The sequence below is a fragment of the Pseudomonas sp. HN2 genome (assembly GCF_020736465.1).
GTDB lineage: Bacteria > Pseudomonadota > Gammaproteobacteria > Pseudomonadales > Pseudomonadaceae > Aquipseudomonas > Aquipseudomonas moraviensis_A.
Genome location: NZ_CP085885.1, coordinates 5,629,862 through 5,656,194, shown reverse-complemented (window position 1 = coordinate 5,656,194; position 26,333 = coordinate 5,629,862). Strand labels below are relative to the sequence as shown.

Sequence of the window (26,333 nt, the reverse complement as noted above, 5' to 3'; positions counted from 1 at the left end):
ACAGCGAACCCCGTGGAGTGAGCATGACAACGACAATTTCCCCTGACTCGCGCTGGACGCGGCGGCGTGACGAGAAGCAGCGCCGGCTCGACAAGGTGCGCGGGCTGGCCGATGGCGCGGTGTTGCCCAGTGACAAAATCGTCGCCGCGCTCGAAGCGTTGATCCATCCCGGCGATCGCGTGGTGCTCGAGGGCAACAACCAGAAGCAGGCGGATTTCCTCTCGCGTTCGCTGGCCAAAGCCGACCCGGCCACACTCCACGACCTGCACATGATCATGCCCAGCGTTGGCCGTTCCGAGCACCTCGACCTGTTCGAACGCGGCATCGCCCGCAAGCTCGATTTCTCCTTCGCCGGCACCCAGAGCCTGCGCATCAGCCAGTTGCTCGAAGATGGCTTGCTCGAAGTCGGCGCCATTCACACGTACATCGAACTCTATGCCCGCCTCGTCGTGGACCTGATTCCCAACGTCGTGCTCTCGGCCGGTTTCATGGCTGATCGTGCCGGCAACATCTACACCGGCCCCAGCACCGAAGACACCCCGGCGTTGATTGAGCCGGCAGCGTTCAGCGACGGCATCGTCATCGTTCAGGTCAACCAGTTGGTCGACGACGTCAGCGAACTTCCCCGCGTGGACATTCCGGCGTCGTGGGTCGACTTCGTGGTGGTGGCCGACAAGCCGTTCTACATCGAACCGCTGTTCACACGCGACCCGCGCCACATCAAACCTGTGCATGTGTTGATGGCGATGATGGCGATCCGTGGCATCTACGAAAAACACAATGTGCAGTCGCTCAACCACGGCATCGGTTTCAACACGGCGGCCATCGAATTGATCCTGCCGACCTACGGCGAATCCCTCGGCCTTAAAGGCAAGATCTGCCGCAACTGGACGCTCAACCCGCACCCGACGCTGATCCCGGCGATTGAAAGCGGCTGGGTCGAGAGCGTGCATTGCTTCGGCACCGAACTGGGCATGGAAAACTACATTGCCGCGCGGCCGGATGTGTTCTTCACCGGCCGCGACGGCTCGCTGCGCTCCAACCGCATGGTCTGCCAACTGGCGGGGCAATACGCGGTGGATCTGTTTATCGGCGCGACATTGCAGGTCGATGGCGACGGCCATTCCTCGACCGTGACCCGTGGCCGTCTCGCCGGTTTCGGTGGCGCGCCGAACATGGGCCACGACCCGCGCGGCCGGCGTCACGGTACCCCGGCGTGGCTGGACATGCGCCACGACGATGCACCGCAACCGATGCTCGAACGCGGCAAGAAACTCGTGGTGCAAATGGTCGAGACGTTCCAGGAGGGCGGCAAACCGACCTTCGTCGAAACCCTCGACGCGGTCGAAGTGGCGAAGAAAAGCGGCATGCCGCTGGCACCGATCATGATCTACGGCGACGACGTCACCCACCTGCTCACCGAAGAAGGCATTGCCTATCTGTACAAGGCGCGCTCGCTGGAGGAGCGCCAGGCGATGATCGCAGCGGTGGCCGGCGTTACCGCCATCGGCCTGCGGCACAACCCGAAAGACACCGAACGCATGCGCCGCGAAGGCCTGATCGCCTTGCCCGAAGACCTCGGCATCCGCCGCACCGACGCCACCCGCGAATTGCTCGCAGCGAAAAGCGTGGCCGATCTGGTCGAGTGGTCCGGCGGTCTCTATAACCCGCCCGCCAAATTCAGGAGCTGGTAATGCACGCATTCAACCTGCAAGCGAAACCGCTGTCACTGGCTGATCGATTGGCCGATCTGGCGGTGGACGCGCTGATCGACGAAGCGGATCTGTCGCCGAAACCGGCGCTGGTCGATCGTCGTGGCAACGGCGCACACACCGATCTGCACCTGGGCCTGATGCACGCGTCCGCGCTGGCATTGTGGCCAGCGTTCAAGGAAATGGCCGAGGCAGCGCTGGACATTGGCGAAGTCGGTTTGCCGTTGCGCGAAGCGATTGGCCGCATCGGCCGTGACGGCGAGCAAGCCATGCTCACAACCACCCAAGGCGTCAACACCCATCGCGGCGCGATCTGGGCGCTGGGACTGTTGGTGACGGCCGCCGCGCTGCAACCGAAATCCATCGCCCTGTGTGCCGCACGCCTGGCACTGCTCGACGACCGCTACGCACCGAAACCGCTCAGCCACGGCGCGCAAGTGGCCCAGCGTTACGGCGCACGCGGTGCCCGCGAGGAAGCGCAGCTGGGCTTCCCGTCCGTGCTGCAACGCGGCCTGCCGCAACTGCAGAAAAGCCGCGCCAACGGCCACGGCGAACAGAATGCCCGACTGGACGCCTTGCTGGCGATCATGACCGGGCTGGCCGACACCTGCGTGCTCTACCGCGCTGGCGAACCCGGCTTGCACGCCATGCAGTCGGGGGCGCAAGCGGTGCTCGACGCCGGCGGCAGCGCCAGCCTCAGCGGTCGCCGGCGCCTGCACGAACTCGATCAACAACTCATCGCATTGAATGCCTCGCCCGGTGGCGCCGCTGACTTGCTCGCGGCCACGCTGCTGCTCGATCGCATCGAGCGCGACGGCATTGTTCAGGGAGCGTTTTGATGGAAAGCCTATCGTTTGAATTTCCCGCCGGGCAGCCGCCACGCGGGCGGGCGCTGGTCGGTTGTGTCGGTTCGGGAGATCTGGAAGTGCTGATCGAACCGGGTTCGGCCGGCAAGCTGACGATCAATGTGCAGACCTCGGTCAACGGCGCGCAGCAGCGCTGGCAACACCTGTTTGTACGGATGTTCGACGGCACCACGCCGCCGGCGATGGCCATCGACATCCACGATTTCGGCGCGACGCCGGGCGTGGTGCGCTTGCGTCTGGAACAGGGTTTCGAGGAGATCGGCCATGACTGACAGCGCAGCGTTGCTGAACAAGCACAGTTTTGTCGAGCTCGGTGCGCGGCAGCGGGCGAAAGCCTTGCTCGACGCCGGGACCTTTCGCGAACTGCTCGACCCGTTTCAACGGGTGATGTCGCCATGGCTCGAACGCCAGGGTGTGGTGCCCCAGGCCGACGACGGCGTGATCATCGCCAAGGGCAGTCTTGACGGTCTGCCGGTAGTGATCGCGGCGATTGAAGGCGCATTCCAGGGCGGCAGCCTTGGCGAAGTTGGCGGGGCGAAGATTGCCGGCGCGCTGGAACTGGCCGCCGAAGACAACCGCAACGGCATCGCCACCCGCGCGGTGTTGCTGCTGGAAACCGGCGGCGTGCGCTTGCAGGAGGCCAATCTCGGCCTCGCGGCGATTGCCGATATTCACGCGGCGATTGTCGATTTGCAGCAATACCAACCGGTGGTCGGCGTGGTCGCCGGCAGCGTCGGTTGCTTCGGCGGCATGTCGATCGCCGCGGCGCTGTGCAGTTATTTGCTGGTGACCCAAGAAGCACGTCTCGGTTTGAACGGCCCGCAGGTGATCGAACAGGAAGCCGGGATCGAGGAATACGATTCCCGCGACCGGCCCTTCATCTGGAGCGTGACCGGCGGCGAGCAGCGTTTCAACAGTGGTCTGGTGGATCGTTATGTCGCCGATGACGTGGCGCAGATTCGTCAGCAGGTCGGCGAATTGCTCCAGCAAGGTTTGCCGACGCAGCCGCGCAGCCAGCGCGCCGAGTGGTTCCTGCAACGCCTCGGCAAGCTGAACACTGACCAGCAAATCGAACCGTCGGTGGTTCGCGATCTGTATCAAGGAGAGCGCTCATGAGCAGTTATTCATTGCGCGGTTTGCACTGGTTCAACGCCTTGAGCACGGGCGCTGAAAGCGTCGAAGGTTTGCCGCCGTCATTGAAAGTGGCCGACGCTGAGCTTGGACGTTTTATCGCCGTGGTCGCCGACCCGGACAATCGTTTCCCTCGCGCTCGAAACGGCGAAGTCGGCTTGCTCGAAGGCTGGGGTCTGGCCAAGGCTGTGGATGACGCGATCAGCGCCGACCGCGACCAAGCGCAGAAGCGCCCGATCATCGCCATCGTCGATGTGCCGAGTCAGGCGTATGGCCGGCGCGAAGAAGCCCTCGGCATTCATCAGGCCCTGGCCGGCGCGGCGGACAGTTATGCCCGTGCGCGATTGGCCGGGCATCCGGTGATTGCGTTGTTGGTGGGAAAGGCCATGTCCGGGGCGTTTCTGGCGCATGGTTATCAGGCCAATCGGCTGATTGCTTTGCGTGATCCCGGTGTGATGGTGCACGCGATGGGCAAGGCCTCGGCGGCGCGGGTGACCTTGCGCAGTGTTGAAGAACTGGAAGCGCTGGCCGCCAGCGTGCCGCCCATGGCCTACGACATCGACAGCTACGCCAGCCTCGGTCTGCTTTGGGAAACTCTCTCGGTGCAGCAGATCGAACAGCCGACGGCGGAAGATCTGGCGCGGGTGAGCGAGTGCCTGAAGCAAGCGATCAGCGATGTGACCAGCAGTGATTTGAAGGGCCGCCTCGGTGCGAGTAATCGCGCCGCCTCCAGCCGCGTCCGCGAACTGCTGAGGGCGCAGTGGTGAACCTGACTTTGGCCCACGATCTGCTCTGGGGTATGACACCGGCGCAGTTGCCGGCAGATGCGCCGGCGTGGGCGGTCGAGGTGCTGGCGGCCGGGCAACCGGTGGTGGTGCGGCGGGCGTTGAGTGCTGCCGGGTTTGTCGCGGTGGGTGTGCGCGGGGCTTTGCGCGAGCAGCGCCTGGCGGCGTTCATGCCGGTTGATTCGATTGCCCTGCAGGTCAGTCCTGAAGCGCTGTGTCATGTCGACAGCCCGCGTGATTTGCCGGTGATGCAGGCGCTGCAGCAGCTGCGACCGCTGCTCGACGATTGCGGTTGGGTCTGGGGTGTCAGCGGCAGCGTAGGGTTTGAATTGGCCAGTGGCTTTGCGGCGATGCACGCTGCCAGCGATCTCGATTTGATCCTGCGTACGCCGCAGATGATCCGTCGTGATCAGGCCCGCGAACTGGTCATGCTTTTTGATCAAACCGTGTGCCGGGTCGACGCGCAATTGCAGACGCCGTTCGGTGCGGTGGCCTTGCGCGAATGGGCCAGTGATTCGGCGCGGGTGCTGCTGAAAAATGCCCATCAGGCGTGTCTGGTTATGGATCCGTGGAATCCGCAGGAGCAGGCAGCGTGAGCAGTCTGCTGGTGTTTCCCGGTCAGGGCGCGCAGCAGGCGGGCATGCTTCAGCGTTTGCCCGGCGACACCCTGGTCGAGGCCAGTGATGTTCTTGGCGAAGATGTCTCGCTGCTGGATTCCACCGAGGCATTGCGCACGACAAGGGCGGTCCAACTCTGTCTGCTGATCGCCGGGGTCGCTGCTTCACGGCAGTTATTGCAGGATGGCCTGAGAGCAGATTACGTCGCCGGGCTGTCCATCGGCGCTTATCCGGCGGCAGTGGTGGCGGGGGCCTTGAGTTTCAGCGATGCGCTGCATCTGGTCAGCCTGCGCGGTGAGCTGATGCAGCAGGCTTATCCGCAGGGCTACGGCATGACCGCGATCATCGGCTTGCAGTTGTCCACAGTGGAAACGCTGCTGGTCCAGGTGCACAGCGAAGATTCGCCGGTGTATCTGGCCAACATCAACGCCGATAACCAAGTGGTGATTGCCGGCAGCGACAAGGCCATGCAAGCGGTGGCCGAACTGGCGCGCGGTCGCGGCGCCGGAGTGGCGAAACGGCTGGCGGTGAGCGTGCCGTCGCATTGCCCATTGCTGGAAAAACCGGCGCAGGCGCTCGCCGAAGCCTTCGCCAGAGTTGAACTGAAAAATCCGAAAATCGCTTACCTGAGCGGCAGCCGCGCGCGGCCTGTTACCCAAGTGGAAGCGTTGCGCGACGACCTCGCCTTCAACATGTGCCGCGTGGTGGATTGGCGCGGCACCGTGCAAAGCGCCTACGAGCGCGGCGTGCGTCTACAGATCGAACTGCCGCCCGGTGCGGTGCTCACCGGGCTGGCGCGCCGGGTGTTCGAGCAGGGCACCGTCACTGCCTTCGACAGTGCCCGCCTCGACACCCTGCAAGCGCTGTTGCGAGAGGAGGGTGGCCGCCAACTCTAAACCGCCGACTCAAGCTTCGAACAACAAAAACAACATTCGACGATGCACTTTGAGGACTACAACAATGATTATTTACGGTGTGGCGCTGCTGGCGATCTGTACGCTGGCAGGGGTGATCATGGGTGACATGCTTGGCGTGTTGCTGGGCGTCAAATCCAACGTCGGCGGGGTCGGCATTGCGATGATCCTGCTGATCTGCGCACGCTTGTGGATGCAAAAGCGCGGCGGCATGACCAAGGATTGCGAGATGGGCGTCGGCTTCTGGGGCGCGATGTACATTCCGGTGGTGGTGGCGATGGCCGCGCAGCAGAACGTCGTCACCGCCCTGCACGGCGGCCCGGTGGCGGTGCTGGCGGCAATCGGCTCCGTGGCGGTTTGTGGTTGCACGATTGCCCTGATCAGCCGCACCCACAAGGGCGAACCGTTGCCCGACGATCCGGCGGAAATCTCCCCGGTCGGCACCCCGGTAGGAGGTCGCTGACATGTGGGATCTCATCGAAAAAGGTCTGGAACACAATGGGCTGATCACCGCCTTCGCCTTCGTCGGCGTGATCATGTGGGTGTCGGTGATTCTCTCCAGGCGCTTGACCTTCGGGCGCATCCACGGCTCGGCGATCGCCATCGTCATCGGCCTGGTGCTGGCCTGGGTTGGCGGCACCATGACCGGCGGGCAGAAAGGCCTGGCCGATCTGACGCTGTTCTCCGGCATCGGCCTGATGGGCGGGGCGATGTTGCGCGACTTCGCCATCGTCGCCACTGCTTTTGAAGTGCAGGCCACCGAAGCGAAGAAGGCCGGCATGATCGGCGTGATCGCCCTGCTGCTGGGCACGATCCTACCGTTCATTGTCGGCGCGTGCATGGCCTGGACCTTCGGTTATCGCGACGCGGTGAGCATGACCACCATCGGCGCGGGTGCGGTGACTTACATCGTCGGGCCGGTGACCGGTGCGGCGATCGGCGCGACCTCGGATGTGATGGCGCTGTCGATTGCCACCGGGTTGATCAAGGCGATTCTGGTGATGGTCGGCACCCCGGTCGCGGCGCGCTGGATGGGCCTGGACAATCCCCGCTCGGCGATGGTCTTTGGCGGGCTGGCCGGGACGGTGAGTGGCGTGACGGCGGGGCTGGCGGCGACGGATCGGCGCCTGGTGCCGTACGGGGCGTTGACGGCTACCTTTCACACCGGTCTTGGGTGTTTGCTGGGGCCGTCGCTGTTGTTCTTCATTGTTCGCGCGATTGTCGGCTGAAGATCAAGAGCCCCTCACCCTAGCCCTCTCCCGGGGGGAGAGGGGACTGACCGCGTTGTTTTGGCGTTATACATCGACCTGAAAATCCTGAGTCGAACTCAGGCTTTGAAACCCATGGAGATCTGCTCCCTTTCCCCCTCGCCCCCTTGGGGGAGAGGGCTGGGGTGAGGGGGTAGCTCTTGATCTTGATCTGATCTTGATCTAAACCCCACCCTGCCGATTCGCATACATCCGACACTCCGCCAGCAACGCCAGCAGATTCGGATCGCGCTCCTTGGCCTTGAGAAACACCACGCCAATGTGTTGCTGCAAGCGGTACTTTTCCTGCAACGGGATCAGCTTCACCCGATTCTCGTACACCGCCGCAATCCTTCCTGGCAGCAACGCATAACCCACGCCCGAGCTGACCATGCTCAGCAGGGTGAAGATGTCGTTGACCTGCATCGCCACCTTCGGCTCGAACCCCGCCTGTTTGAATACCCGCACACCGTCCTGATGGGTGGCGAAGCCCTGGGTCAGGGTGATGAAGGTTTCATCGCGCACTTGCGCCAGGTCCACTTCACTGCGCTGGGCAAACTTGGAGTCCGCCGGGGTGGCGAGGAAGATGTCGTCGGAAAACAGTGCAATCTGCTCGCAATCGGGGTCGTTGATGCTGTCGTCCAGCGACACCAGAATCGCGTCGACTTCCATGTTTTTCAGCTTGTAGAGCAGGTCGATGTTCGAGCCGAGGATCAGGTCGATGTTGAGTTCGCTGCGACGGATTTTCAGGCCCATGATCAGTTGCGGCACGGTCTTCACCGTGAGCGAATACAGCGAGCCGAGCTTGAAGCGCTCGGCGGAGAATCCGGCAGCTTCGCGGGTCAGGCGCACGCTTTCGACCACGTCGTTGATCAGCTTCTGCGCACGCTCTTCCAGCACGTAAGCGCTTTCCAGCGGCGTCAGGTTGCGTCCCTCGTGTTTGAACAGCGGACAACGCAAGGCGCTTTCCAGTGAGTGGATGGCGCGGTGCACGCTGACGTTGCTGGTCTGCAATTCGGCGGCGGCGCGGGCGAGGTTGCCGGTGCGCATGAAGGCGAGGAACACCTCGAGTTTTTTCAGGGTCAATTCTTCGTCGATCAGCATGGCGCGGACTCTTTTTGGTATCGGCCGATTGTGCACGGAAGATCAAAAGATCGCAGCCTTCGGCAGCTGCTACAGGGGATCGTGTTGAACGCAAACTTGCGCTTTTACGCTCAAGGCCCGAGCCTTGCGCGCTGCGGTAACGAATGTGAGGTGAGCAATACATGTATCACGGGGAAAAACTCAACGCCTGGACCCATTTGGTCGGAGCTATTGCGGCGTTTATCGGCGGCGTGTGGATGCTGGTAATCGCCAGCCTCGACGGCAGTCCATGGAAGATTGTCAGCGTGGCGATTTATGCGTTTACCTTGCTGGTGCTCTACAGCGCCTCGACCGTTTACCACAGCGTGCGCGGGCGCAAGAAAGCGATCATGAAGAAGGTCGATCATTTTTCGATCTACCTGTTGATCGCCGGCAGCTACACGCCGTTCTGCCTGGTGACGTTACGCGGGCCGTGGGGCTGGACGCTGTTCGGGATTGTCTGGGGGCTGGCGCTGATCGGCATTCTGCAAGAGATCAAACCGCGCTCCGAAGCGCGGATTCTGTCGATCGTGATTTACGCGGTGATGGGCTGGATCGTCCTGGTCGCGGTCAAGCCGCTGATTGCCGCACTGGGCACGGTGGGGTTTGCCTGGCTGGCGTCGGGCGGCGTGCTGTATACGGTGGGGATTATCTTTTTTGCCCTGGATCACCGCTTGCGGCATGCCCATGGCATCTGGCACCTGTTCGTGATCGCCGGGAGCTTGCTGCATTTTGTCGCGATTCTGTTCTACGTCCTCTAAACACCGCCATTCCCTTGTAGGAGTGAGCCTGCTCGCGATTGCGTCAGTTCAGTCAATGAGTGGTGGCTGATACACCGCTATCGCGAGCAGGCTCACTCCTACAGGGACGTATTCCAATCGAGACTCTAAAAGTCACCCCAAAGCTGTTGTGCAACAGCCAATGCCACCACCGGCGCGGTCTCGGTGCGCAGCACGCGTGGGCCGAGGCGGGCGGCGTGGAAGCCGTTGGCCTTGGCCTGCTCGACTTCGCCATCTGACAAGCCACCTTCCGGCCCGATCAGGAACGCCAGCGTCGCCGGTCTGGCATGGCTGACCAGCGGCTCTGCCACCGGATGCAACACCAGCTTCAACTCCGCTTCAGTCTGCTTGATCCAGTCCGCCAACAACACCGGCGGATGAATTACCGGCACCCGCGAGCGCCCACATTGCTCGCATGCGCTGATCGCTACCTGGCGCCAGTGCAGCAGGCGTTTGTCGGCGCGTTCGTCCTTGAGGCGCACTTCGCAGCGTTCGCTGAAAATCGGGGTGATTTCGCTCACCCCCAGTTCAGTGGCTTTCTGAATCGCCCAGTCCATCCGCTCGCCACGGGAAAGGCCCTGGCCCAGGTGGATCTGCAGCGACGATTCGACCTGCCCGGGGAATTGCTCGTCGATCTGCACGATGACGCGCTTCTTGCCGACTTCTACCAGCGATCCGCGAAACTCATGGCCGGAACCGTCGAACAACTGCACGGCATCGCCCTCGGCCATGCGCAGCACGCGGCTGATGTAATGCGCCTGGGCCTCCGGCAGTTCGTGTTCGCCGGTGCTCAGCGGGGCGTCGATAAAGAAGCGGGACAGTCTCATTTCGGGTCTCTGGAAAGATGTGAATCAGTTGGATCGGTGTTGACTTCATTCGCGAGCAGGCTCGCTCCCACATTTGGAATGCATCCCCCTGTGGGAGCGAGCCTGCTCGCGAAAGCGGTAGTTCAAACACCGCAAATCTCAAGTAGCCGAGTCAGCCGGGATCACGGAAACCGGGATGGAAATCTTTCGGTACCGCGACGCTGACGCTGTCACGCGTCGCAATGTCGATGCCTTCACTGGCCACTTCGGCCAGAAAGTCGATCTGCTCCGGGGTGATCACATAGGGCGGCAGGAAATACACCACGCTGCCCAGCGGCCGCAACAGCGCGCCACGCTCCAGCGCATGCTGGAACACCTTCAGACCACGGCGCTCCTGCCAAGGGTAGGCCTCTTTCGTGGCTTTATCCTTGACCATCTCGATGGCCAGGACCATGCCGGTCTGGCGCACTTCGGACACGTTCGGGTGATCGACCAGATGCGCCGTCGCCGAGGCCATGCGCTGGGCCAGCGCCCGGTTGTTCTCGATGACGTTGTCCTGCTCGAAGATATCCAGCGTCGCCAGTGCCGCCGCGCACGCCAGCGGATTGCCGGTGTAGCTGTGCGAATGGAGAAAGGCGCGCAGGGTCGGGTAGTCGTCGTAGAACGCGCTGTAGACCTCGTCGGTGGTCAGGCACGCGGCCAGCGGCAGGTAGCCGCCGGTGAGGGCTTTGGACAGACAGAGGAAGTCCGGGCGGATGCCGGCCTGCTCGCAGGCGAACATCGTGCCGGTGCGGCCGAAACCGACGGCGATTTCGTCGTGGATCAGGTGCACGCCGTAACGGTCGCAGGCCTCGCGCAGCAGCTTGAGGTAGACCGGGTGATACATGCGCATGCCGCCCGCGCCCTGGATCAGCGGCTCGACGATCACTGCCGCGACGCTGTCATGGTTTTCCGCCAGGGTCTGTTCCATGGCGGCAAACATGTTGCGCGAATGTTCTTCCCAGCTCATGCCGTCGGGACGTCCGTAGCAATCCGGGCTCGGCACCTTGATGGTGTCCATCAGCAGGGCTTTGTAGGTCTCGGTGAACAGCGGCACATCGCCGACCGCCATCGCCGCCATGGTTTCACCGTGGTAGCTGTTGGTCAGGGTGACGAAGCGCTTTTTATTCGGCTGGCCGCGATTGAGCCAGTAGTGAAAGCTCATCTTCAGCGCGACTTCGATGCACGACGAGCCATTATCGGCGTAGAACACCCGATTCAGGCCTTGCGGGGTCATCTTCACCAGGCGCTCGGACAGCTCGATCACCGGCTGATGACTGAAACCGGCAAGAATCACGTGTTCGAGTTGATCGACCTGATCCTTGATGCGCTGGTTGATGCGCGGGTTGGCGTGGCCGAACACATTGACCCACCAGGAGCTGACCGCGTCGAGGTAGCGCTTGCCTTCGAAGTCTTCGAGCCAGACGCCTTCGCCACGCTTGATCGGGATCAGCGGCAGCTGTTCGTGGTCTTTCATCTGGGTGCAGGGATGCCACAACACCGCGAGATCGCGTTGCATCCACTGGTTATTCAGGCCCATTTACAGTCTCCTCGAGGCGGCTCGCGTCAGGCGCGGGCGAACAATCGCGCAAGCCTATGCAATGCATCGCGCGGGAACAACCCATTGTGTCGATTGAGCTACTTTGTCTGAGCCGATAGACGTCGCTGGCGGCGTTTTGATGGCTAACGTATTCTTCGCGGTTCTTTGAGTCGTCTGACTCGCAAAACTGCTTTTTCCCACATGTTTTTCCGGAGTTCGCTGAATGTCTGTCGGTTGGCTGCGCGCCTGTGCGCTGGTGATGTTGGGGCTGTTCAGCGTTACGGCGCTGGCCAAGGATAAAACCGCAATCGTGATCGGCGGCGGCCTGTCGGGCCTGACTGCCGCTTACGAGCTGCAGAGCAAGGGCTGGCAGGTCACCCTGCTGGAAGCCAAACCGAGTCTGGGCGGTCGCTCGGGCATGGCCACCAGCGAGTGGATCGGCAACGACAAGACCCAGCCGGTGCTCAACAAATACGTGTCGACGTTCAAGCTCGGCACCACGCCGGCGCCGGAATTCGTCCGTACCCCGAGCTATCTGATCGACGGTGATTATTTCTCCGCTGCCGATCTGGCCACCAAGCAGCCCGCCACTGCCGACGCGCTCAAGCGATACCAGAAAACCCTCGACGATCTGGCACGCTCGATCGACGATCCGCAGAACCCGGCGGCGACCGCCACTTTGCATGCGCTGGATCAGATCACTGTATCGAGCTGGCTCGACAAGCAGAACCTGCCGGCCACCGCACGTCAGCTGATCAACCAGGACATCCGCACCCACTACGACGAACCTTCGCGTCTGTCGCTGTTGTATTTCGCTCAGCAGAACCGCGTCTATCGCGGCGTCTCCGACCGTGACCTGCGCGCCTCGCGTCTGGTCGGCGGCAGCCAGGTGCTGGCCCAGGCCTTCGTCAAACAGATCAAGACCATCAAGACCAGTTCGCCGGTCTCGGCCATTACCCAGGACAAGGACGGCGTGACCGTCAAAGTCGGCAGCGTCGGCTATCAGGCTGACTACGTGGTATTGGCGGTGCCGTTGCGCGCACTGAACAAGATCGCCCTGACCCCGGCGCTGGATGCCCAGCACCTGGCGGCGATCAAAGGCACCAACTACGGCTGGCGCGACCAGATCATGCTGAAGTTCAAGACGCCGGTGTGGGAAAGCAAGTCGCGCATGTCTGGCGAGATCTACAGCAATACCGGCCTGGGCATGCTCTGGATCGAGCCGGCGCTCAAGGGTGGCGCCAACGTGGTGATCAACCTGTCAGGCGACAACGCTCGGGTGATGCAAGCGTTCGGCGACAAGCAGATGGTCGACCAGGTGCTGATCCGTCTGCACGCGTTTTATCCACAGGCCCGTGGCTCGTTCACCGGTTATGAAATCCGTCGCTACAGCACCGACCCGTCGATGGGCGGCGCCTACCTGGCTTACGGCCCGGGGCAGATCAGCAAATTCTGGCGTCTGTGGGAACGTCCGCTGCAACGCGTAGCGTTCGCTGGCGAACACACCGACACCTTGTACCCGGGCACCCTGGAAGGCGCACTGCGCACCGGCCAGCGCGCGGCCAGTCAGGTGGAAGATCTGGCGGCAGGCAAATCGTTCGAACCGGTCAAAGTGGTGCCGGCTGCAGCAGCGGCAGGCGCGGCGGGTGCCGTGGCGGCGAAGAAGGGCAACTTCTTCACTAACCTGTTTGGCGGTTCGGATGACGAGAAGAAGCCTGAGCCAGCGAAAGCGCCAGAGCCAGCACCTGCTCCGGTCGCTCCAGCGCCTGCACCGACCCCGGCCCCTGCGCCAGCTCCGGTGGAAGCACCGAAACCAGCGGCCCCAGTGAAAGCTGAACCGGCGAAGAAAGCAGCGGCCAAGCCAGCGGCGAAGAAGCCTGCGGCCAAAACCGAAACGAAAAAGCCGGCCGCCAAACCTGCAGCGAAGAAGGCTGAGCCGGCGAAGAAGCCAGCAGCCAAGCCTGCAGCGACGACCGAGAGCAAGGCGCAGTAAGCCTTGCGGTGAATGAAGAAGCGCGGCTTTTATGCCGCGCTTTTTTTTGTCTGAGCACAACCCCTATGGCGAGGGAGCTTGCTCCCGCTCGGCTGCGAAGCAGTCGTAGCCTCGGATTGCCCGGTATTTCCTATGCATCGCGCTAGCCGTGTGAAGGAGTCCTTCGGCCTCCAGCGGGAGCAAGCTCCCTCGCCACAAAAAAGCAGCTAGACCAGCAGCGTCCCCTGACATCCCGCCATACTTTTCCCTTTAATCTTTCCTTAACAAGCCACTTACAGACTCTTGATCGTATTTCTCGATATTTCAAAGCAAAATTTTCCGCTTTAATTCGATAGATAACTCGCTAGTCTTGGTTCGCAGTTCTCACAGGATTTGGGCAATGCAGCTACGTAACTCTTCTTCGCGCTATGGTTGGGTCAGCATCTTCATGCACTGGGGCGTGGCGCTGGCGGTCTTTGGGCTGTTTGCGCTGGGTCTGTGGATGGTCGGGCTGGATTACTACAGCACCTGGCGCAAAGACGCGCCGGACCTGCACAAGAGCATCGGCCTGGTGCTGCTCGCTGTGATGGTGTTGCGGGTGCTGTGGCGCTTCATCAGCCCACCGCCGCCAACCCTGCAAAGCTACAGCCGCATGACCCGCATCGGCGCTAAATTCGGCCATGGGTTTCTGTATCTGGCGCTGTTCGCTGTGATGATTGCCGGTTACCTGATTTCCACCGCAGACGGTGTCGGGATCCCGGTGTTTGGCCTGTTTGAAGTTCCTGCTCTGCTCTCCGGACTACCGGATCAGGCAGATACCGCTGGGGTGATTCATCTCTGGCTGGCGTGGGCACTGGTAATTTTTTCCGGTCTCCATGCGTTGGCAGCATTGAAGCACCACTTTATCGATCGTGATGCGACCCTCACCCGAATGCTTGGTCGCAAAGCCTGAAATTCAACCTCGACTCAAAGGAAAAGAAAGCATGTTGAAAAAGACTCTGGCCGCTCTGGCAATCGGTTCTGCCGTGCTGTCCGCCAACGTAATGGCTGCTGACTACGTAGTAGACAAGGAAGGCCAGCACGCCTTCGTCGACTTCAAGATCAGCCACCTGGGCTACAGCTTCATCACCGGTACCTTCAAGGACATCGACGGCAAGTTCAGCTTCGACGCTGCCAAGCCTGAAGACAGCAAGATCGAGTTCAACGTCAACACTGCCAGCGTGTTCACCAACCACGCCGAGCGCGACAAGCACATCGCCAGCGCGGACTTCCTCAACGCCAGCAAATTCGGCAAGGCCACTTTCGTATCCACCAGCGTCAAATCCACTGGTGCCAACACGGCTGACGTGACCGGCGACCTGACCCTGCTGGGCGTGACCAAGCCAGTTGTCGTCAAGGCGACCTTCCTGGGCGAAGGCAAGGATCCTTGGGGCGGCTACCGTGCCGGTTTCGAAGGCACCACCACCATCAAGCGTTCCGATTTCGGCAAGCAGAAAGACCTCGGTCCGAAGTCCGATGCGGTCGAGCTGTACGTTTCGTTCGAAGGTGTGAAAGCGAAATAAATTTCGCCGCCACATGAAAAACGCCCCCGGTCGCAAGGCCGGGGGCGTTTTTTTTGCCACAACACAGATCCCCTGTAGGAGCTGCCGAAGGTTGCGATCTTTTGATCTTGATTTTTGAAGATCAAGATCAAGATCAAAAGATCGCAGCCTGCGGCAGCTCCTACGCAAAGCGATTTGCAGCGCTTATAAAAATGCCCCGGCTCTTTCGAACCGGGGCATTTTTCATTGCGGCTTGAACTCAGCGATTGCGGGTCAGCAGTGCCGGTTTCTCGCCACGCGGGCGGCTTGGCAGTTGATCGAGCTGCTCAGGCGTCGGGAAGCGGTCGGCTTTCGATTCCTTGTGCATGATCTTCGGGCCGTTGCTGCGCGGGTTCTGCACGGCCGGTTCGCTACGTGGCTGATCGTCACGGGCCGGGCGGCGGTTGCGTGGCGCGGATTCGTCACGACGACCCTGACCGTCACGCGGTGCGCCATTGCGCGGGCCGCTGCGTTTGGCCGGTGGTGTGCCGGTGCTCGAACCGTTGCTGTTGCGCGGACCGTTCTGGCGACCCTGTGGCTGACCGCCGCGTGGTGCGCCAGTGCCTGCGCCTTGCGCCGGGGCGCCCGGACGACGGCCACGGCCGCCGGCAGGAGCGGCTTTCGGCACGTAATCAACGCGGTTACCGAAGTTATCGATATCGTCGTCGAGGAACTCGTCCGGGGCACGGTCAGCCGCTGCACGCGGTGGCTGGCTCGGACGCTGTTCGCGACCCGGCGTGCCTTCACGCGGCTTCTGCTGGCGGGCAGGGCGCTCGCCACGATCACCGGCCGGTTTTTCCTTGCCCTTGTCTTTGCCTTTGTCCTTGCGACCACCGCCACCGCCGCCGCCATTAGGGCCGTCGCCGCGTGGGCCACGGGAATTGCGCGGGTTGCGGATGTCCGGACGCTCGCGGGCTTCCGGCTTCTCGGCTTCGATGGTGCTGGAGTCGAAGCCCATCAGATCGCCGTCGGCAATCTTCTGCTTGGTCATGCGCTCGATGCTTTTCAGCAGCTTCTCTTCGTCCGGCGCGACCAGCGAGATCGCCTCGCCCGAACGACCGGCGCGGCCGGTACGACCGATACGGTGCACATAGTCTTCATCGACGTTCGGCAGCTCGAAGTTGACCACATGCGGCAACTGGTCGATGTCCAGACCACGGGCGGCGATGTCGGTGGCAACCAGAATGCGCACTTCACCGGCCTTGAAGTCGGCCAGGGCTTTGGTGCGGGCGTTCTGGCTCTTGTTACCGTGGATCGCCACCGCCGGCAGGCCGTGTTTGTCCAGGTATTCAGCGAGACGGTTGGCGCCGTGCTTGGTGCGGGTGAAGACCAGTACCTGTTCCCACGCGCCGGCGGTGATCAGGTGCGCCAGCAAGGCACGCTTGTGGCTGGCCGGCAGGCGGAATACGCGTTGTTCGATGCGCTCGACCGTAGTGTTCGGCGGCGTGACTTCGATGCGTTCCGGGTTGTGCAGCAACTTGCCGGCGAGGTCGGTGATGTCTTTCGAGAACGTTGCCGAGAACAGCAGGTTCTGACGCTTGGCCGGCAGGCGCGCGAGGACTTTCTTCACGTCGTGCACGAAGCCCATGTCGAGCATGCGGTCGGCTTCGTCGAGGACGAGGATTTCCACGTGGGACAGATCGACGCTGCCCTGGCCGGCGAGGTCAAGCAGACGGCCCGGGCAGGCAACGAGGACGTCGACGCCACGGGACATGGCCTGGACCTGTGGGTTCATGCCGACGCCGCCGAAGATGCAGGCGCTGACGAATTTCAGGTCACGGGCATAGATCTTGAAGCTCTCGTGCACCTGGGCCGCGAGTTCGCGGGTCGGGGTCAGGACCAGTACGCGCGGTTGGCGCGGGCCATGACGCTGGGATTTGTCCGGGTGACCGTTGGGGAACAACCGCTCCAGAATCGGGAGGGCGAAACCGCCGGTTTTACCGGTACCTGTCTGAGCCGCAACCATCAGGTCGCGACCTTGCAACACGGCGGGAATGGCCCGCTGTTGCACCGGAGTAGGCTCGGTATAGCCCGCATCTTCGATGGCACGGACTAAAGCCTCGGAGAGACCGAGGGAAGCAAAGGACATGAGTAATCCTGTTTTAGTTAGGGCTTGGCCCAATGGGAGTCTTGCCTGGCGCGAATCACGTTTAAGAGGACGCAATCCCGTCCGGTCCAGCGGCGGTTCCGAAGGCTCGTCAGGAGCGCTCGCGCGGGCTGAAAGCTGCGCTGTAGCGGGTCGTGAGGCCTGTTACGGTTCCGGGCGTCCGGGCGTGAGCCTGGCGGGAACGCCGGAGTATAACAGAGCAATCACTGCGCGCTGCTTTCCTGCTGCTCAACGGTTTTGCCGCTGGCCGTGGCCGAGCGCAGAGAAGCGCTGTCGACGGGAGCAGCACCGTAACGCGCGCTGAGCTCGGCGTAGGCCGGTTCGCGCTTGAAACGCTTGAGCTCGGCGCCAAAACGCTGCACCAGCAGATCCATGCCGGCATTGCGCCGAACCGCCAGGAACTGGCTCTGGCGGCTGATAACCGTCGGGTTTTCCGTGATCAGATCGCGAATATTCAGTTCATCGAGCAAATGCTGGCCGACGCGGCGATCAGTAATCAGCAGGTCGATACGCCCGCGTACCAGTTTGCCGAAATTGGCTTCATGAGTCGGCGCCGGCTCCCGGCTGAACAGCTGTGACTGGCTGAAATCCGGGCTGTACAGATAGCCCGGCGAGGTGCCGATGGTCAGGCCCTTGAGTTGATCCAGGGTGCTGAACGGGTGCGGTCGATCGTTGGCGTAGAACATTACGAATTCAACGTCGGACAACGGTTCGCTGGGGTAGAGCAGGGTGGCGTCGCGCTCGGCGCTGTGAAAAATGTCCAGCGCACCGTCGGCCTGACCGGTTTCGAGCATCGACAGGCAGCGCTTCCACGGCAGGAACTGCCACTCGACTTCAATGCCCAGGCGTTTGAACACGATGGCGGTGGTTTCGTAGTCCAGCCCGAGATTCTGCCCGCCCTGTTCGTACACGTAGGGCGCCCATGGCTCGGTGACAATACGCAACTTCTCGCCCCGAGCGGCGAAGCTCAGGCAAGCAAAAACCAGCACGGCGAGTAACTGCGTGATCAAAGGCATGGCTGGAGATTACGACGAGAAACCCGAAAGAGCCAGAAAGTGCCTGCACAAGCTCTGTTTCGCGGGCTCAAAAGCAAAAGATCGCAGCCTTCGGCAGCTCCTGCGGGATACGAAATTCCAATGTAGGAGCTGCCGAAGGCTGCGATCTCTTGCTCTTGCTTGTAGCTTGTAGCTTGTAGCTTGTAGCTTTCAGCTTGAAGCTTGCGGCTGCTTCACCGCGGCAACTTCAGGTTATTCCAGATCGCCAGGCTAGGCTCGGCCTGGTTCATGGAATAAAAATGCAACCCAGGTGCGCCGCCCTGCAGCAGGCGTTCGCACATTTCGCTGACGACTTGCTCGCCAAAGCTCTGGATGCTTCGTGTGTCGTCGCCGTAGGCTTCCAGTTGCTTGCGGATCCAGCGCGGGATTTCCGCACCGCAGGCATCGGAGAAACGCGCGAGTTTGCTGTAGTTGGTGATCGGCATGATTCCCGGCACGATCGGCAGATCCACGCCCAGCGCCTGCAAACGGTCGACAAAGTAGAAGTAGCTGTCGGCGTTGAAGAAGTACTGGGTGATCGCGCTATCGGCACCGGCCTTGGCCTTGCGCACGAAGTTGGCGAGATCGTCTTCGTAGTTGCGCGCTTGCGGATGCATCTCCGGGTAAGCGGCAACTTCGATGTGGAAATGATCAGCGGTTTCTTCACGAATGAATTCCACCAGTTCATTGGCGTGACGCAGCTCACCGCTGGTCATGCCCATGCCGGACGGCAGGTCACCACGCAGGGCGACGATGCGCTTGATGCCGGCGGCCTTGTATTCGTTGAGCAGGCCGCGCAGGTCGTCCTTGCTGTCGCCGACGCACGACAGGTGCGGTGCGGCGGGTATTTTGACTTCGCTTTCCAGCTGCAACACGGTGTTGAGCGTGCGATCACGGGTCGAACCGCCAGCGCCGTAGGTGCAGGAAAAGAAATCAGGATTGTAAGTGGCCAACTGACGGGCAGTGGCGAGGAGCTTTTCTTGCCCGGCGTCGGTCTTGGTCGGGAAAAACTCGAAGCTGTAGCGACGGTCTTGGGACATGGTCATACCCTTGGAAACACGAAAGCCTTCGGTATGTTTCATCTGCAGAAGCAAACCTGTATGTGGCGAGGGAGCTTGCTCCCGCTGGAGTGCGCAGCGCTCCCAAAATCCTGGGGCCGCTGCGCAGCCCAGCGGGAGCAAGCTCCCTCGCCACAACAAGCCATTCCGACAAATAAAGCAGCCGGTTACTTAGTAGCGGTAAGCGTGCGGCTTGAACGGGCCTTCGACGGTGACGCCGATGTAGTCAGCCTGTTGCTTGGTCAGTTGGGTGACCACGCCGCCGAAGCCGCGAACCATTTCCAGGGCCACTTCTTCGTCGAGTTTCTTCGGCAGGACTTCAACGGTCAGACGCTCGGCTTTCTGCGCTGGCGACAGGTCGGCGTATTTCTGGCCGAACAGGAAGATCTGTGCCAGGACCTGGTTGGCGAACGAACCGTCCATGATGCGGCTCGGGTGACCGGTGGCGTTACCCAGGTTCACCAGACGGCCTTCGGCCAGCAGGATCAGGTAGTCGTCGTTCTGTGGGTCGAAGCTGCCGGCACCGGTGCGGTGAACCTTGTGCACCTGTGGCTTCACTTCTTCCCATGCCCAGTTCTTGCGCATGAAAGCGGTGTCGATTTCATTGTCGAAGTGACCGATGTTGCAGACCACGGCGCGCTTTTTCAGGGCTTTGAGCATGTTCGCGTCGCAGACATTGACGTTACCGGTGGTGGTCACGATCAGGTCGATCTTGCCCAGCAGCGCTTTGTCGATGCTCGCTTCGGAACCGTCGTTGATACCGTCGATGAACGGCGACACCAGTTCGAAACCGTCCATGCAGGCTTGCATCGCGCAGATCGGGTCGACTTCCGACACCTTGACGATCATGCCTTCCTGACGCAGGGACTGAGCCGAGCCCTTGCCCACGTCACCGTAACCGATGACCAGCGCTTGCTTGCCGGACAGCAGGTGGTCGGTGCCGCGCTTGATCGCATCGTTCAGGCTGTGACGGCAGCCGTACTTGTTGTCGTTCTTGGACTTGGTCACCGAGTCGTTGACGTTGATGGCCGGGATCTTCAGCTCGCCCTTGGCCAGCATGTCCAGCAGACGGTGCACGCCAGTGGTGGTTTCTTCGGTCACGCCGTGAACGCGATCGAGCACTTGCGGATATTTCTTGTGCAGCAGCTCGGTCAGGTCGCCGCCGTCGTCGAGGATCATGTTGGCGTCCCATGGCTGGCCATCCTTCAGGATGGTCTGCTCCAGGCACCACTCGTACTCTTCTTCAGTCTCGCCTTTCCAGGCGAACACCGGGATACCGGCGGCAGCGATAGCGGCAGCGGCCTGATCCTGAGTGGAGAAAATGTTGCAGGACGACCAGCGTACTTCGGCACCCAGGGCAACCAGGGTTTCGATCAGCACGGCAGTCTGGATGGTCATGTGGATGCAGCCGAGGATTTTCGCGCCCTTGAGCGGCTGCTCCGAGGCGTACTTGCGGCGCAGACCCATCAGGGCAGGCATTTCCGATTCTGCGATGATGGTTTCGCGACGGCCCCAGGCAGCCAGGGACATATCGGCAACTTTGTAATCGGTAAAATCGGCAGGCGTGTTGACAGCGCTCATGAAGAGCCTCCATTCGTAATGTATGCGAATGGGCGCCGTTGTGCGTTTAGTGTCCGGCGAGAGCCGGTCAACGCCCCATCCGAGCCTGACAGGTCGAACCTGCTGCAGCGCCCCTCGGACAGGTGGCGGGAAAACGGTAGTCAGTGAACGTTACCGTTTTTTGAAACGGGGCGATTATAGCCGTCCGGGCTGATCTTCCAAAGGGTTTCTGTCGGCCAGATGAAGATCGCCAATGGCGACCATAGTCGCAGCTGCCTGGAGCCTGACCGATCAGTCTGCCAAGATGTGCGCATCTTTCGGCACGCGCTCAGGAGTGAACATGAATTTCCACACCCGCAAATGGGTTAAACCCGAAGACCTCAACCCCAACGGCACGTTGTTCGGCGGCAGCCTCCTGCGCTGGATCGATGAAGAAGCGGCGATCTACGCCATCGTGCAATTGGGCAATCAGCGTGTGGTGACCAAGTACATCTCGGAAATCAACTTCGTCAGCGCCTCGCGCCAGGGCGACATCATCGAACTGGGCATCACCGCCACCGAATTCGGCCGCACCTCGATCACCCTGACCTGCGAAGTGCGCAACAAGATCACCCGCAAGAGCATTCTGACCGTCGAGAAGATGGTGTTCGTCAACCTCGGCGAAGACGGCCTGCCGGCGCCGCACGGGCGCACCGAGATCAAATATGTGAAAGACCAGTTCAAGGATGACGAAGCCGTTCAATAAGATCGGCGGCGCATCCTTCGCGAGCAGGCTCGCTCCCACAGGAATCACCTGTGCCTGTAGGAGCTGCCGAAGGCTGCGATCTTTTGATCTTGATCTTGATCTTCAAAAATCAAGATCAAAAGATCGCAGCCTTCGGCAGCTCCTACCCTGGATTTGCGTGCATCCAGAGATTTGCGCCGCGCCTACAGAACGTATTCCCAAGCGCAACGGTCGTAGCTACATCGCCCCCCACCGGTTGCCACGCCATGACCACCCCCACCAGCGACAAGACCCCCGACCTCTCGGCCAAGGAGCAGCACGAAGTCGAGAAGAGCCAGCCGCCGCGCGCGGCCGTTCTGCATGAAATCATCCGCACCCAGGGCGACCAGGAACTGGAACGCAGCATTGCCGCGCTCTGGTGGTCGGCGCTGGCCGCCGGCCTGACCATGGGCCTGTCGCTGATGGGCATGGGCTTGCTCAATTCGCGTCTGCCCGAGGGCGATGAATTCAAGGTGATCGCCAGCTTCGGTTACTGCGCCGGTTTCCTCGCAGTCATCCTTGCGCGGCAGCAGCTGTTCACCGAAAACACCCTGACCGCCGTGCTGCCAGTGATGACCAAGCCGACGCTGCTGAATTTCGCCCGGCTGATCCGCCTGTGGAGCGTGGTGTTGGTCGGCAACCTCTGCGGGACGATTCTGGTTGCGTACGTGATGCTGGAACTGCCGATCTTCGACAGCAAGACCGACGTCGCCTTCCTCGAGATCGGCCGCAAGGTCATGGAACACAGCGCCAGCCAGATGTTCGCCAAGGGCATCGTCTCCGGCTGGATGATCGCCACCATGGTCTGGATGATTCCGTCCATGGAGAGCGCCAAGATGTGGATCATCATCCTCATCACCTACTTCATGGCGCTGGGCGACTTCACTCACATCGTCGTCGGATCCGCTGAAGTATCGTATCTGGTGTTTGCCGGCGAATTGCCGTGGAGCGATTTCTGGGCGGTGTTCGCCGCGCCGACGCTGGCGGGAAATATCATTGGCGGCAGTTTCATCTTCGCGCTGATCAGTCATGCGCAGATTCGCAGCGAAAGTGGTGCGCCGAAGGAGTCTGCGGACCAGGCTGTAGAGCCGGATCCGCAGTCGATCAAGAAATGATCAATGGTGGGCTGGCTCAGGCATGCTGGCCGGCTCGTTGCGCGTCGCGTGCTTGACCAGTTTGCCGATGGTCAGGCCCTGCAACAGGATCGACGACAGCACGACGATGTAGGTGATGCTCAGCAGCAGATCGCGCTCCGGGCCCAGCGGCAGGGCCAGCGCCAGTGCCACCGAAACACCGCCGCGCAAACCGCCCCAGGTCAGGATGCGGATGGTGCCGGCGGGCACTGAGCGCCAGCGGCGCAACAGTAGAATCGCCGGCGCCACGGTGAGCAGGCGCGACAGCAGAATCGCCACCGCCAGCAAACCTGCGGCGGCCATGTGCAGCCAGTTGAACGGCAGCAGCAACAACTCCATGCCGATCAGCGCAAACAGCAGCGCGTTGAGCATGTCATCGAGCAACTCCCAGAAACCGTCCAGATAGCGCCGGGTCATGTCGTTCATCGCCAGGTTGCGCCCCAGGTTGCCGATGATCAGCCCGGCGACCACCATCGCGATCGGCGCCGAGACGTGCAGTTCGGTGGACATCGCCGAACCGCCGATCACCAGGGCCAGGGTCAGCATCACGGTAATCTGATGCTGCTCGACGCTTTTGATCATCCGGTAGACCAGATAGCCGATCAGCCCACCGAACAACACACCGCCAATCGCCTCATGGACGAAGAGCATGGCCGTGGCGCTGACGGTCGGGGTTTCGCCCAGTTGCGCGATGCCCAGCAGCACGGTGAAGACCACGACCGCGGTGCCGTCGTTGAACAGCGATTCGCCAACGATGGTGGTTTTCAGCGGTTTTGAAGCATTGGCGGTACGCAATACGCCGAGTACCGCAATCGGGTCGGTCGGTGAGATCAGCGCGCCGAACAACAGGCAGTAGAGGAAACTCACGTGCCAGCCGAACAGGGCAAAGATGTAGAAGGCCAGACTGCCGATCACCACTGTGGCGATCAATACGCCGAAGGTAGCCAGCAGGCCGATCGGCCAGCGGTAGCTGCGCAAGTCATTCAGGTTGACGTGCAGGGCGCCGGCGAACAGCAGGAACGACAGCATCCAGTTCATCAGCAGATCGCCGAAGTCGATCTGGCCGATCAGTTGCTGCACACGGTCTTCGAGCCCCGGAAAACCGAGCACGCTGAGGCCTTGCAGGAGCAGTGAGAACAGCAGGGCGGTAACCATCACGCCGATGGTCGGCGGCAGGCCGATGAAGCGGAAATTGACGAAGGTCAGGAGGGTGGTCAAACAGATGAAAGCGGCGACAAGTTCAAGCATCCGGGGTCCTTTGGATGAGGGGTGAATGGAGCGCGACCGGAGGTTGGACGCAGGGGTTTGATGGGGCGGGTGTGGCTGAGGGCACATCCGAATCCGGAGTCAAATTCAACAGCCCTCACCCCAGCCCTCTCCCAGAGGGAGAGGGGGCCGACCGAGGTGTCTGGTGAGGTGCATCGATCTGAACGATCGGGTCGATTATGGAATGAGCGAAGCACGGTCAGGTCGGCGTAGCTCTTAAGCATCCCCCAATCAGTCCCCTCTCCCACTGGGAGAGGGCTAGGGTGAGGGCTGCATCTGGCACACCACAATCAGCCAGACACATTGACCGCACTGGCCCGCCGACGTTGCAGGTAAATGAACAGCAGCGCGGTCAGCACCGTCAGCACGCCGACCAGCGCCCCGGTCCACGGCAAGTCCGCCAGATCCGCGCCGCTGGCGACCACCAGTCCGCCGATCCAGGCGCCCGCAGCGTTGCCGAGGTTGAACGCGCTCTGGTTCAGCGTCGAACCGAGATTCGGCGCTTCATGCGCCTGATCGATGATCAACAGCTGCAGAATCGGGCACAGTGCGAAGGCGAAAATTCCCCACAGCACCAGCGTGATTGCCGCCGGAATAACCGAACGGCTGGTCTGGCTGAACGCCGCGAGAATCACCACGACCGCCAGTGCCACGCCGACCAGTGACGGCAACAGACGGCTGTCGGCCAGACGCCCGCCGAGCATGCTGCCCGCTGTCAGACCGACGCCAAACAACAGCAGCATCACCGTCACACCGTGGGGGCTGACGCCAGTGATGTCTTGCAGAATCGGTGCGATATAGGTGAATACGCTGAACAGGCTGGTCGAGGCCAGCACGCTCATGCCCAGCGCCAGCAGCACGTTGGCCTTGCCCAGTACTTTGAATTCGCTGGCGAGGTTGGCCTTGTCCATCGCGATGTGTTTGGGCAACCACAACCATTGCGCCAGCGCGGCGACAATGCCGATCACCGACACCGCCCAGAAGGTCGAGCGCCAGCCAGCGTATTGGCCCAGCGCTGTGCCCAGGGGCACGCCGAGGACATTGGCCAGGGTCAGGCCGGTGAACATCATCGCAATGGCCTGCGCGCGTTTGTTCGGCGCAACCAGTCCGGCGGCGACCACCGAGCCAATGCCGAAAAACGCGCCATGACACAGCGCCGTGACCACGCGTGCCGCCATCAGTGTTGCGTAGTTCGGCGCGAGCGCGCAGAGCACGTTGCCGAGAATGAACATCAGCGTCATGCCCAACAGGGTCGCTTTGCGCGGCATGTTGGCGGTGCCGATCGCCAGAATCGGCGCGCCGAACACCACGCCCAGGGCGTAACCGGTGATCAGCAGGCCGGCGTGAGGAATGCTCACCGCAAGGTCGCGGGCGACATCGGGCAGCAGGCCCATGATGACGAATTCGGTGGTGCCGATGCCGAATGCGGCAACGGCGAGTGCAAGCAAAGCGAGGGGCATGCGCAAGGTCTCTGTCAGTAGTCTTGACGCTTTGATCAGGCATACGCGTGCCAGCGACCGTTTTCGCAAGGAAAGCGGAGCAGGCAGCTTTTATTGGAATTTTTGGGTGTGCAGCTGAGTACGGCGTGGTGGGGTGCAGTATAAACAGCTGCTGACACATGGCGAATCAATTCTGACCAGTCGGTTCTGCAATCGCATATTCACCGTAAGCGGTGCCGTGAAATATCCGCCTGAAAGAACCTTTCGGCCGGCCACGGCTCTTAGCCTTTGGGCAGGTGCTGATCGGCATGCTGGGTGATGAAGTTCTGACCGCTCGCCCATTCTCGAATCGAAAAAAGGACGACGTTATGACGGTGGCTCTTTGGTGTGTGTTGATCGCGATTTTTCTGCCGTACCTGTGCACGGTCGTGGCGAAGGCAACCGGCGGTTTCCGCTTGAAGGACAATTACGATCCACGGGATTTCCTCGACAGCGTCGACGGCGTCGCCCGTCGCGCCCATGCCGCGCAGTTGAACAGCTTTGAAGTGACGCCAGCCTTTGCCGCCGCGGTGATCGTTGCCCATCTGGTCGGCACTGCGGAGCTGGTGACGGTCAATGTGCTGGCCGTGCTGTTTATCACCAGTCGCCTGCTGTACATCATTTGCTATCTGGCCGACTGGGCCGCACTGCGTTCGGTGGTGTGGTTTATCGGGATGGCGTTGATTGCTTCGTTCTTCTTTGTGTCCATCTGATTATCGGGTGTTGCTGCCGGCCTCTTCGCGAGCAGGCTCGCTCCCACATGGAAATGCATTCCAGATGTGGGAGCGAGCCTGCTCGCGAAGGCGACCGATCAGACCACGAAG

At 61.6% G+C, this 26,333-nt stretch carries 25 protein-coding genes and 1 riboswitch; of the genes, 16 read left to right on the top strand and 9 right to left on the bottom strand.

Going from position 1 to position 26,333, the window contains the following annotated elements; translation table 11 throughout:
* Window positions 1–23 precede the first annotated feature (23 nt).
* The 9 genes from mdcA to madM all read left to right on the top strand — a co-directional run bounded on the left by mdcA (window position 24) and on the right by madM (window position 7,254).
* Window positions 24–1,694 (top strand): malonate decarboxylase subunit alpha, encoded by a 1,671-nt coding sequence (mdcA, locus tag LIS66_RS25145; protein ID WP_065616478.1) that lies wholly within the window; start codon window positions 24–26, stop codon window positions 1,692–1,694.
* Window positions 1,694–2,551, top strand: coding sequence for a triphosphoribosyl-dephospho-CoA synthase (locus LIS66_RS25140; RefSeq protein WP_227973239.1), 858 nt, complete (start codon window positions 1,694–1,696; stop codon window positions 2,549–2,551). The genes mdcA and LIS66_RS25140 overlap by 1 nt, the downstream gene beginning before the upstream one ends.
* Window positions 2,551–2,850: a malonate decarboxylase subunit delta gene (locus tag LIS66_RS25135; RefSeq protein WP_227973238.1), complete on the top strand. Its 300-nt coding sequence runs from the start codon at window positions 2,551–2,553 to the stop codon at window positions 2,848–2,850. Before LIS66_RS25140 ends, LIS66_RS25135 begins: the two co-directional genes overlap by 1 nt.
* On the top strand, window positions 2,843–3,694 hold the full coding sequence (locus tag LIS66_RS25130; RefSeq protein WP_227973237.1) for a biotin-independent malonate decarboxylase subunit beta: 852 nt from the start codon (window positions 2,843–2,845) through the stop codon (window positions 3,692–3,694). Before LIS66_RS25135 ends, LIS66_RS25130 begins: the two co-directional genes overlap by 8 nt.
* Window positions 3,691–4,476, top strand: a complete 786-nt coding sequence (mdcE, locus tag LIS66_RS25125) for a biotin-independent malonate decarboxylase subunit gamma (protein ID WP_227973236.1) — start codon at window positions 3,691–3,693, stop codon at window positions 4,474–4,476. Before LIS66_RS25130 ends, mdcE begins: the two co-directional genes overlap by 4 nt.
* On the top strand, window positions 4,470–5,090 hold the full coding sequence (locus LIS66_RS25120; RefSeq protein ID WP_227973235.1) for a malonate decarboxylase holo-ACP synthase: 621 nt from the start codon (window positions 4,470–4,472) through the stop codon (window positions 5,088–5,090). The genes mdcE and LIS66_RS25120 overlap by 7 nt, the downstream gene beginning before the upstream one ends.
* Window positions 5,087–6,007: a malonate decarboxylase subunit epsilon gene (gene mdcH, locus LIS66_RS25115; RefSeq protein ID WP_042606583.1), complete on the top strand. Its 921-nt coding sequence runs from the start codon at window positions 5,087–5,089 to the stop codon at window positions 6,005–6,007. Before LIS66_RS25120 ends, mdcH begins: the two co-directional genes overlap by 4 nt.
* 64 nt (window positions 6,008–6,071) lie before the next feature.
* On the top strand, window positions 6,072–6,488 hold the full coding sequence (madL, locus tag LIS66_RS25110) for a malonate transporter subunit MadL (protein WP_227973234.1): 417 nt from the start codon (window positions 6,072–6,074) through the stop codon (window positions 6,486–6,488).
* Window position 6,489: 1 nt separating this feature from the next.
* The gene (madM, locus tag LIS66_RS25105; RefSeq protein WP_042606585.1) at window positions 6,490–7,254 is read left to right on the top strand and encodes a malonate transporter subunit MadM; all 765 of its coding nucleotides are present in this window, start codon (window positions 6,490–6,492) and stop codon (window positions 7,252–7,254) included.
* A 201-nt stretch (window positions 7,255–7,455) separates the two neighbouring features.
* Here madM and LIS66_RS25100 read toward each other — a convergent pair whose 3' ends face one another.
* The gene (locus LIS66_RS25100; protein WP_227973233.1) at window positions 7,456–8,376 is read right to left on the bottom strand and encodes a LysR substrate-binding domain-containing protein; all 921 of its coding nucleotides are present in this window, start codon (window positions 8,374–8,376) and stop codon (window positions 7,456–7,458) included.
* 161 nt (window positions 8,377–8,537) lie between these two features.
* Here LIS66_RS25100 and trhA point away from each other — a divergent pair, with 161 nt between their 5' ends.
* Complete coding sequence (gene trhA, locus LIS66_RS25095) at window positions 8,538–9,155, top strand: PAQR family membrane homeostasis protein TrhA (RefSeq protein WP_042606587.1); 618 nt, start codon at window positions 8,538–8,540, stop codon at window positions 9,153–9,155.
* Between the two features lie 125 nt (window positions 9,156–9,280).
* Here the strand turns inward: trhA and LIS66_RS25090 are convergent, their stop codons facing one another.
* Together LIS66_RS25090 and LIS66_RS25085 are read right to left on the bottom strand one after the other, a co-directional pair.
* Entirely contained in the window at window positions 9,281–10,000 is a 720-nt protein-coding gene (locus LIS66_RS25090; protein WP_042606588.1) for a 16S rRNA (uracil(1498)-N(3))-methyltransferase, read from the bottom strand.
* Between the two features lie 151 nt (window positions 10,001–10,151).
* A complete protein-coding gene (locus LIS66_RS25085; protein WP_042606589.1) occupies window positions 10,152–11,558 on the bottom strand; it encodes an adenosylmethionine--8-amino-7-oxononanoate transaminase in 1,407 nt (468 codons plus the stop codon).
* Window positions 11,559–11,781: 223 nt separating this feature from the next.
* Here LIS66_RS25085 and LIS66_RS25080 point away from each other — a divergent pair, with 223 nt between their 5' ends.
* The 3 genes from LIS66_RS25080 (at window position 11,782) to LIS66_RS25070 (ending at window position 15,092) form a co-directional block, all read left to right on the top strand.
* A complete protein-coding gene (locus tag LIS66_RS25080) occupies window positions 11,782–13,551 on the top strand; it encodes a flavin monoamine oxidase family protein (RefSeq protein ID WP_042606590.1) in 1,770 nt (589 codons plus the stop codon).
* Window positions 13,552–13,930: 379 nt separating this feature from the next.
* Window positions 13,931–14,482, top strand: a complete 552-nt coding sequence (locus LIS66_RS25075) for a cytochrome b (RefSeq protein ID WP_110644415.1) — start codon at window positions 13,931–13,933, stop codon at window positions 14,480–14,482.
* A gap of 31 nt (window positions 14,483–14,513) precedes the next feature.
* Window positions 14,514–15,092: a YceI family protein gene (locus LIS66_RS25070; protein ID WP_042606592.1), complete on the top strand. Its 579-nt coding sequence runs from the start codon at window positions 14,514–14,516 to the stop codon at window positions 15,090–15,092.
* A 238-nt stretch (window positions 15,093–15,330) separates the two neighbouring features.
* Here the strand turns inward: LIS66_RS25070 and LIS66_RS25065 are convergent, their stop codons facing one another.
* From LIS66_RS25065 to ahcY, 4 genes are all read right to left on the bottom strand, one after another.
* Window positions 15,331–17,199 carry a DEAD/DEAH box helicase gene (locus tag LIS66_RS25065; RefSeq protein ID WP_065616486.1) on the bottom strand — a complete coding sequence of 623 codons (1,869 nt, stop codon included), beginning with the start codon at window positions 17,197–17,199 and terminating at the stop codon, window positions 15,331–15,333.
* Between the two features lie 221 nt (window positions 17,200–17,420).
* Entirely contained in the window at window positions 17,421–18,233 is an 813-nt protein-coding gene (locus LIS66_RS25060; RefSeq protein ID WP_065616487.1) for a substrate-binding periplasmic protein, read from the bottom strand.
* 212 nt (window positions 18,234–18,445) lie between these two features.
* Window positions 18,446–19,291: a methylenetetrahydrofolate reductase [NAD(P)H] gene (metF, locus tag LIS66_RS25055; protein WP_042606692.1), complete on the bottom strand. Its 846-nt coding sequence runs from the start codon at window positions 19,289–19,291 to the stop codon at window positions 18,446–18,448.
* Between the two features lie 189 nt (window positions 19,292–19,480).
* Window positions 19,481–20,890: an adenosylhomocysteinase gene (ahcY, locus tag LIS66_RS25050; RefSeq protein ID WP_039757587.1), complete on the bottom strand. Its 1,410-nt coding sequence runs from the start codon at window positions 20,888–20,890 to the stop codon at window positions 19,481–19,483.
* Window positions 20,891–20,913: 23 nt separating this feature from the next.
* A riboswitch (S-adenosyl-L-homocysteine riboswitch) is annotated at window positions 20,914–21,012 on the bottom strand.
* A gap of 197 nt (window positions 21,013–21,209) precedes the next feature.
* Here ahcY and LIS66_RS25045 point away from each other — a divergent pair.
* Both LIS66_RS25045 and LIS66_RS25040 read left to right on the top strand, forming a co-directional pair.
* Window positions 21,210–21,614, top strand: coding sequence for an acyl-CoA thioesterase (locus tag LIS66_RS25045; protein ID WP_016772772.1), 405 nt, complete (start codon window positions 21,210–21,212; stop codon window positions 21,612–21,614).
* A gap of 245 nt (window positions 21,615–21,859) precedes the next feature.
* Complete coding sequence (locus LIS66_RS25040) at window positions 21,860–22,747, top strand: formate/nitrite transporter family protein (RefSeq protein WP_042606595.1); 888 nt, start codon at window positions 21,860–21,862, stop codon at window positions 22,745–22,747.
* On the opposite strand, the gene LIS66_RS25035 is transcribed toward LIS66_RS25040, so the two are convergent.
* Both LIS66_RS25035 and LIS66_RS25030 read right to left on the bottom strand, forming a co-directional pair.
* On the bottom strand, window positions 22,748–24,013 hold the full coding sequence (locus LIS66_RS25035; RefSeq protein WP_116658427.1) for a cation:proton antiporter: 1,266 nt from the start codon (window positions 24,011–24,013) through the stop codon (window positions 22,748–22,750). It abuts the gene before it with no gap.
* A gap of 308 nt (window positions 24,014–24,321) precedes the next feature.
* The gene (locus LIS66_RS25030) at window positions 24,322–25,491 is read right to left on the bottom strand and encodes an MFS transporter (protein WP_042606597.1); all 1,170 of its coding nucleotides are present in this window, start codon (window positions 25,489–25,491) and stop codon (window positions 24,322–24,324) included.
* A gap of 347 nt (window positions 25,492–25,838) precedes the next feature.
* On the opposite strand from LIS66_RS25030, the gene LIS66_RS25025 reads away from it, so the two are divergent.
* On the top strand, window positions 25,839–26,222 hold the full coding sequence (locus LIS66_RS25025; protein ID WP_042606598.1) for an MAPEG family protein: 384 nt from the start codon (window positions 25,839–25,841) through the stop codon (window positions 26,220–26,222).
* Window positions 26,223–26,333 lie beyond the last annotated feature (111 nt).

What these genes read in the sequence shown, in the direction of transcription:
- mdcE (WP_227973236.1), top strand. Translation starts at nt 3,691, where the DNA reads ATGAGCAGTTATTCATTGCGCGGTTTGCACTGGTTCAACGCCTTGAGC.
- madM (WP_042606585.1), top strand. Translation starts at nt 6,490, where the DNA reads ATGTGGGATCTCATCGAAAAAGGTCTGGAACACAATGGGCTGATCACC.
- LIS66_RS25130 (WP_227973237.1), top strand. Translation starts at nt 2,843, where the DNA reads ATGACTGACAGCGCAGCGTTGCTGAACAAGCACAGTTTTGTCGAGCTC.
- ahcY (WP_039757587.1), bottom strand. Translation starts at nt 20,890, where the DNA reads ATGAGCGCTGTCAACACGCCTGCCGATTTTACCGATTACAAAGTTGCC.
- mdcA (WP_065616478.1), top strand. Translation starts at nt 24, where the DNA reads ATGACAACGACAATTTCCCCTGACTCGCGCTGGACGCGGCGGCGTGAC.
- LIS66_RS25065 (WP_065616486.1), bottom strand. Translation starts at nt 17,199, where the DNA reads ATGTCCTTTGCTTCCCTCGGTCTCTCCGAGGCTTTAGTCCGTGCCATC.
- madL (WP_227973234.1), top strand. Translation starts at nt 6,072, where the DNA reads ATGATTATTTACGGTGTGGCGCTGCTGGCGATCTGTACGCTGGCAGGG.
- trhA (WP_042606587.1), top strand. Translation starts at nt 8,538, where the DNA reads ATGTATCACGGGGAAAAACTCAACGCCTGGACCCATTTGGTCGGAGCT.
- LIS66_RS25075 (WP_110644415.1), top strand. Translation starts at nt 13,931, where the DNA reads ATGCAGCTACGTAACTCTTCTTCGCGCTATGGTTGGGTCAGCATCTTC.
- LIS66_RS25045 (WP_016772772.1), top strand. Translation starts at nt 21,210, where the DNA reads ATGAATTTCCACACCCGCAAATGGGTTAAACCCGAAGACCTCAACCCC.
- LIS66_RS25040 (WP_042606595.1), top strand. Translation starts at nt 21,860, where the DNA reads ATGACCACCCCCACCAGCGACAAGACCCCCGACCTCTCGGCCAAGGAG.
- LIS66_RS25090 (WP_042606588.1), bottom strand. Translation starts at nt 10,000, where the DNA reads ATGAGACTGTCCCGCTTCTTTATCGACGCCCCGCTGAGCACCGGCGAA.
- LIS66_RS25135 (WP_227973238.1), top strand. Translation starts at nt 2,551, where the DNA reads ATGGAAAGCCTATCGTTTGAATTTCCCGCCGGGCAGCCGCCACGCGGG.
- metF (WP_042606692.1), bottom strand. Translation starts at nt 19,291, where the DNA reads ATGTCCCAAGACCGTCGCTACAGCTTCGAGTTTTTCCCGACCAAGACC.
- LIS66_RS25140 (WP_227973239.1), top strand. Translation starts at nt 1,694, where the DNA reads ATGCACGCATTCAACCTGCAAGCGAAACCGCTGTCACTGGCTGATCGA.
- LIS66_RS25035 (WP_116658427.1), bottom strand. Translation starts at nt 24,013, where the DNA reads ATGCTTGAACTTGTCGCCGCTTTCATCTGTTTGACCACCCTCCTGACC.
- LIS66_RS25085 (WP_042606589.1), bottom strand. Translation starts at nt 11,558, where the DNA reads ATGGGCCTGAATAACCAGTGGATGCAACGCGATCTCGCGGTGTTGTGG.
- LIS66_RS25025 (WP_042606598.1), top strand. Translation starts at nt 25,839, where the DNA reads ATGACGGTGGCTCTTTGGTGTGTGTTGATCGCGATTTTTCTGCCGTAC.
- LIS66_RS25060 (WP_065616487.1), bottom strand. Translation starts at nt 18,233, where the DNA reads ATGCCTTTGATCACGCAGTTACTCGCCGTGCTGGTTTTTGCTTGCCTG.
- LIS66_RS25080 (WP_042606590.1), top strand. Translation starts at nt 11,782, where the DNA reads ATGTCTGTCGGTTGGCTGCGCGCCTGTGCGCTGGTGATGTTGGGGCTG.
- LIS66_RS25070 (WP_042606592.1), top strand. Translation starts at nt 14,514, where the DNA reads ATGTTGAAAAAGACTCTGGCCGCTCTGGCAATCGGTTCTGCCGTGCTG.
- LIS66_RS25030 (WP_042606597.1), bottom strand. Translation starts at nt 25,491, where the DNA reads ATGCCCCTCGCTTTGCTTGCACTCGCCGTTGCCGCATTCGGCATCGGC.
- LIS66_RS25100 (WP_227973233.1), bottom strand. Translation starts at nt 8,376, where the DNA reads ATGCTGATCGACGAAGAATTGACCCTGAAAAAACTCGAGGTGTTCCTC.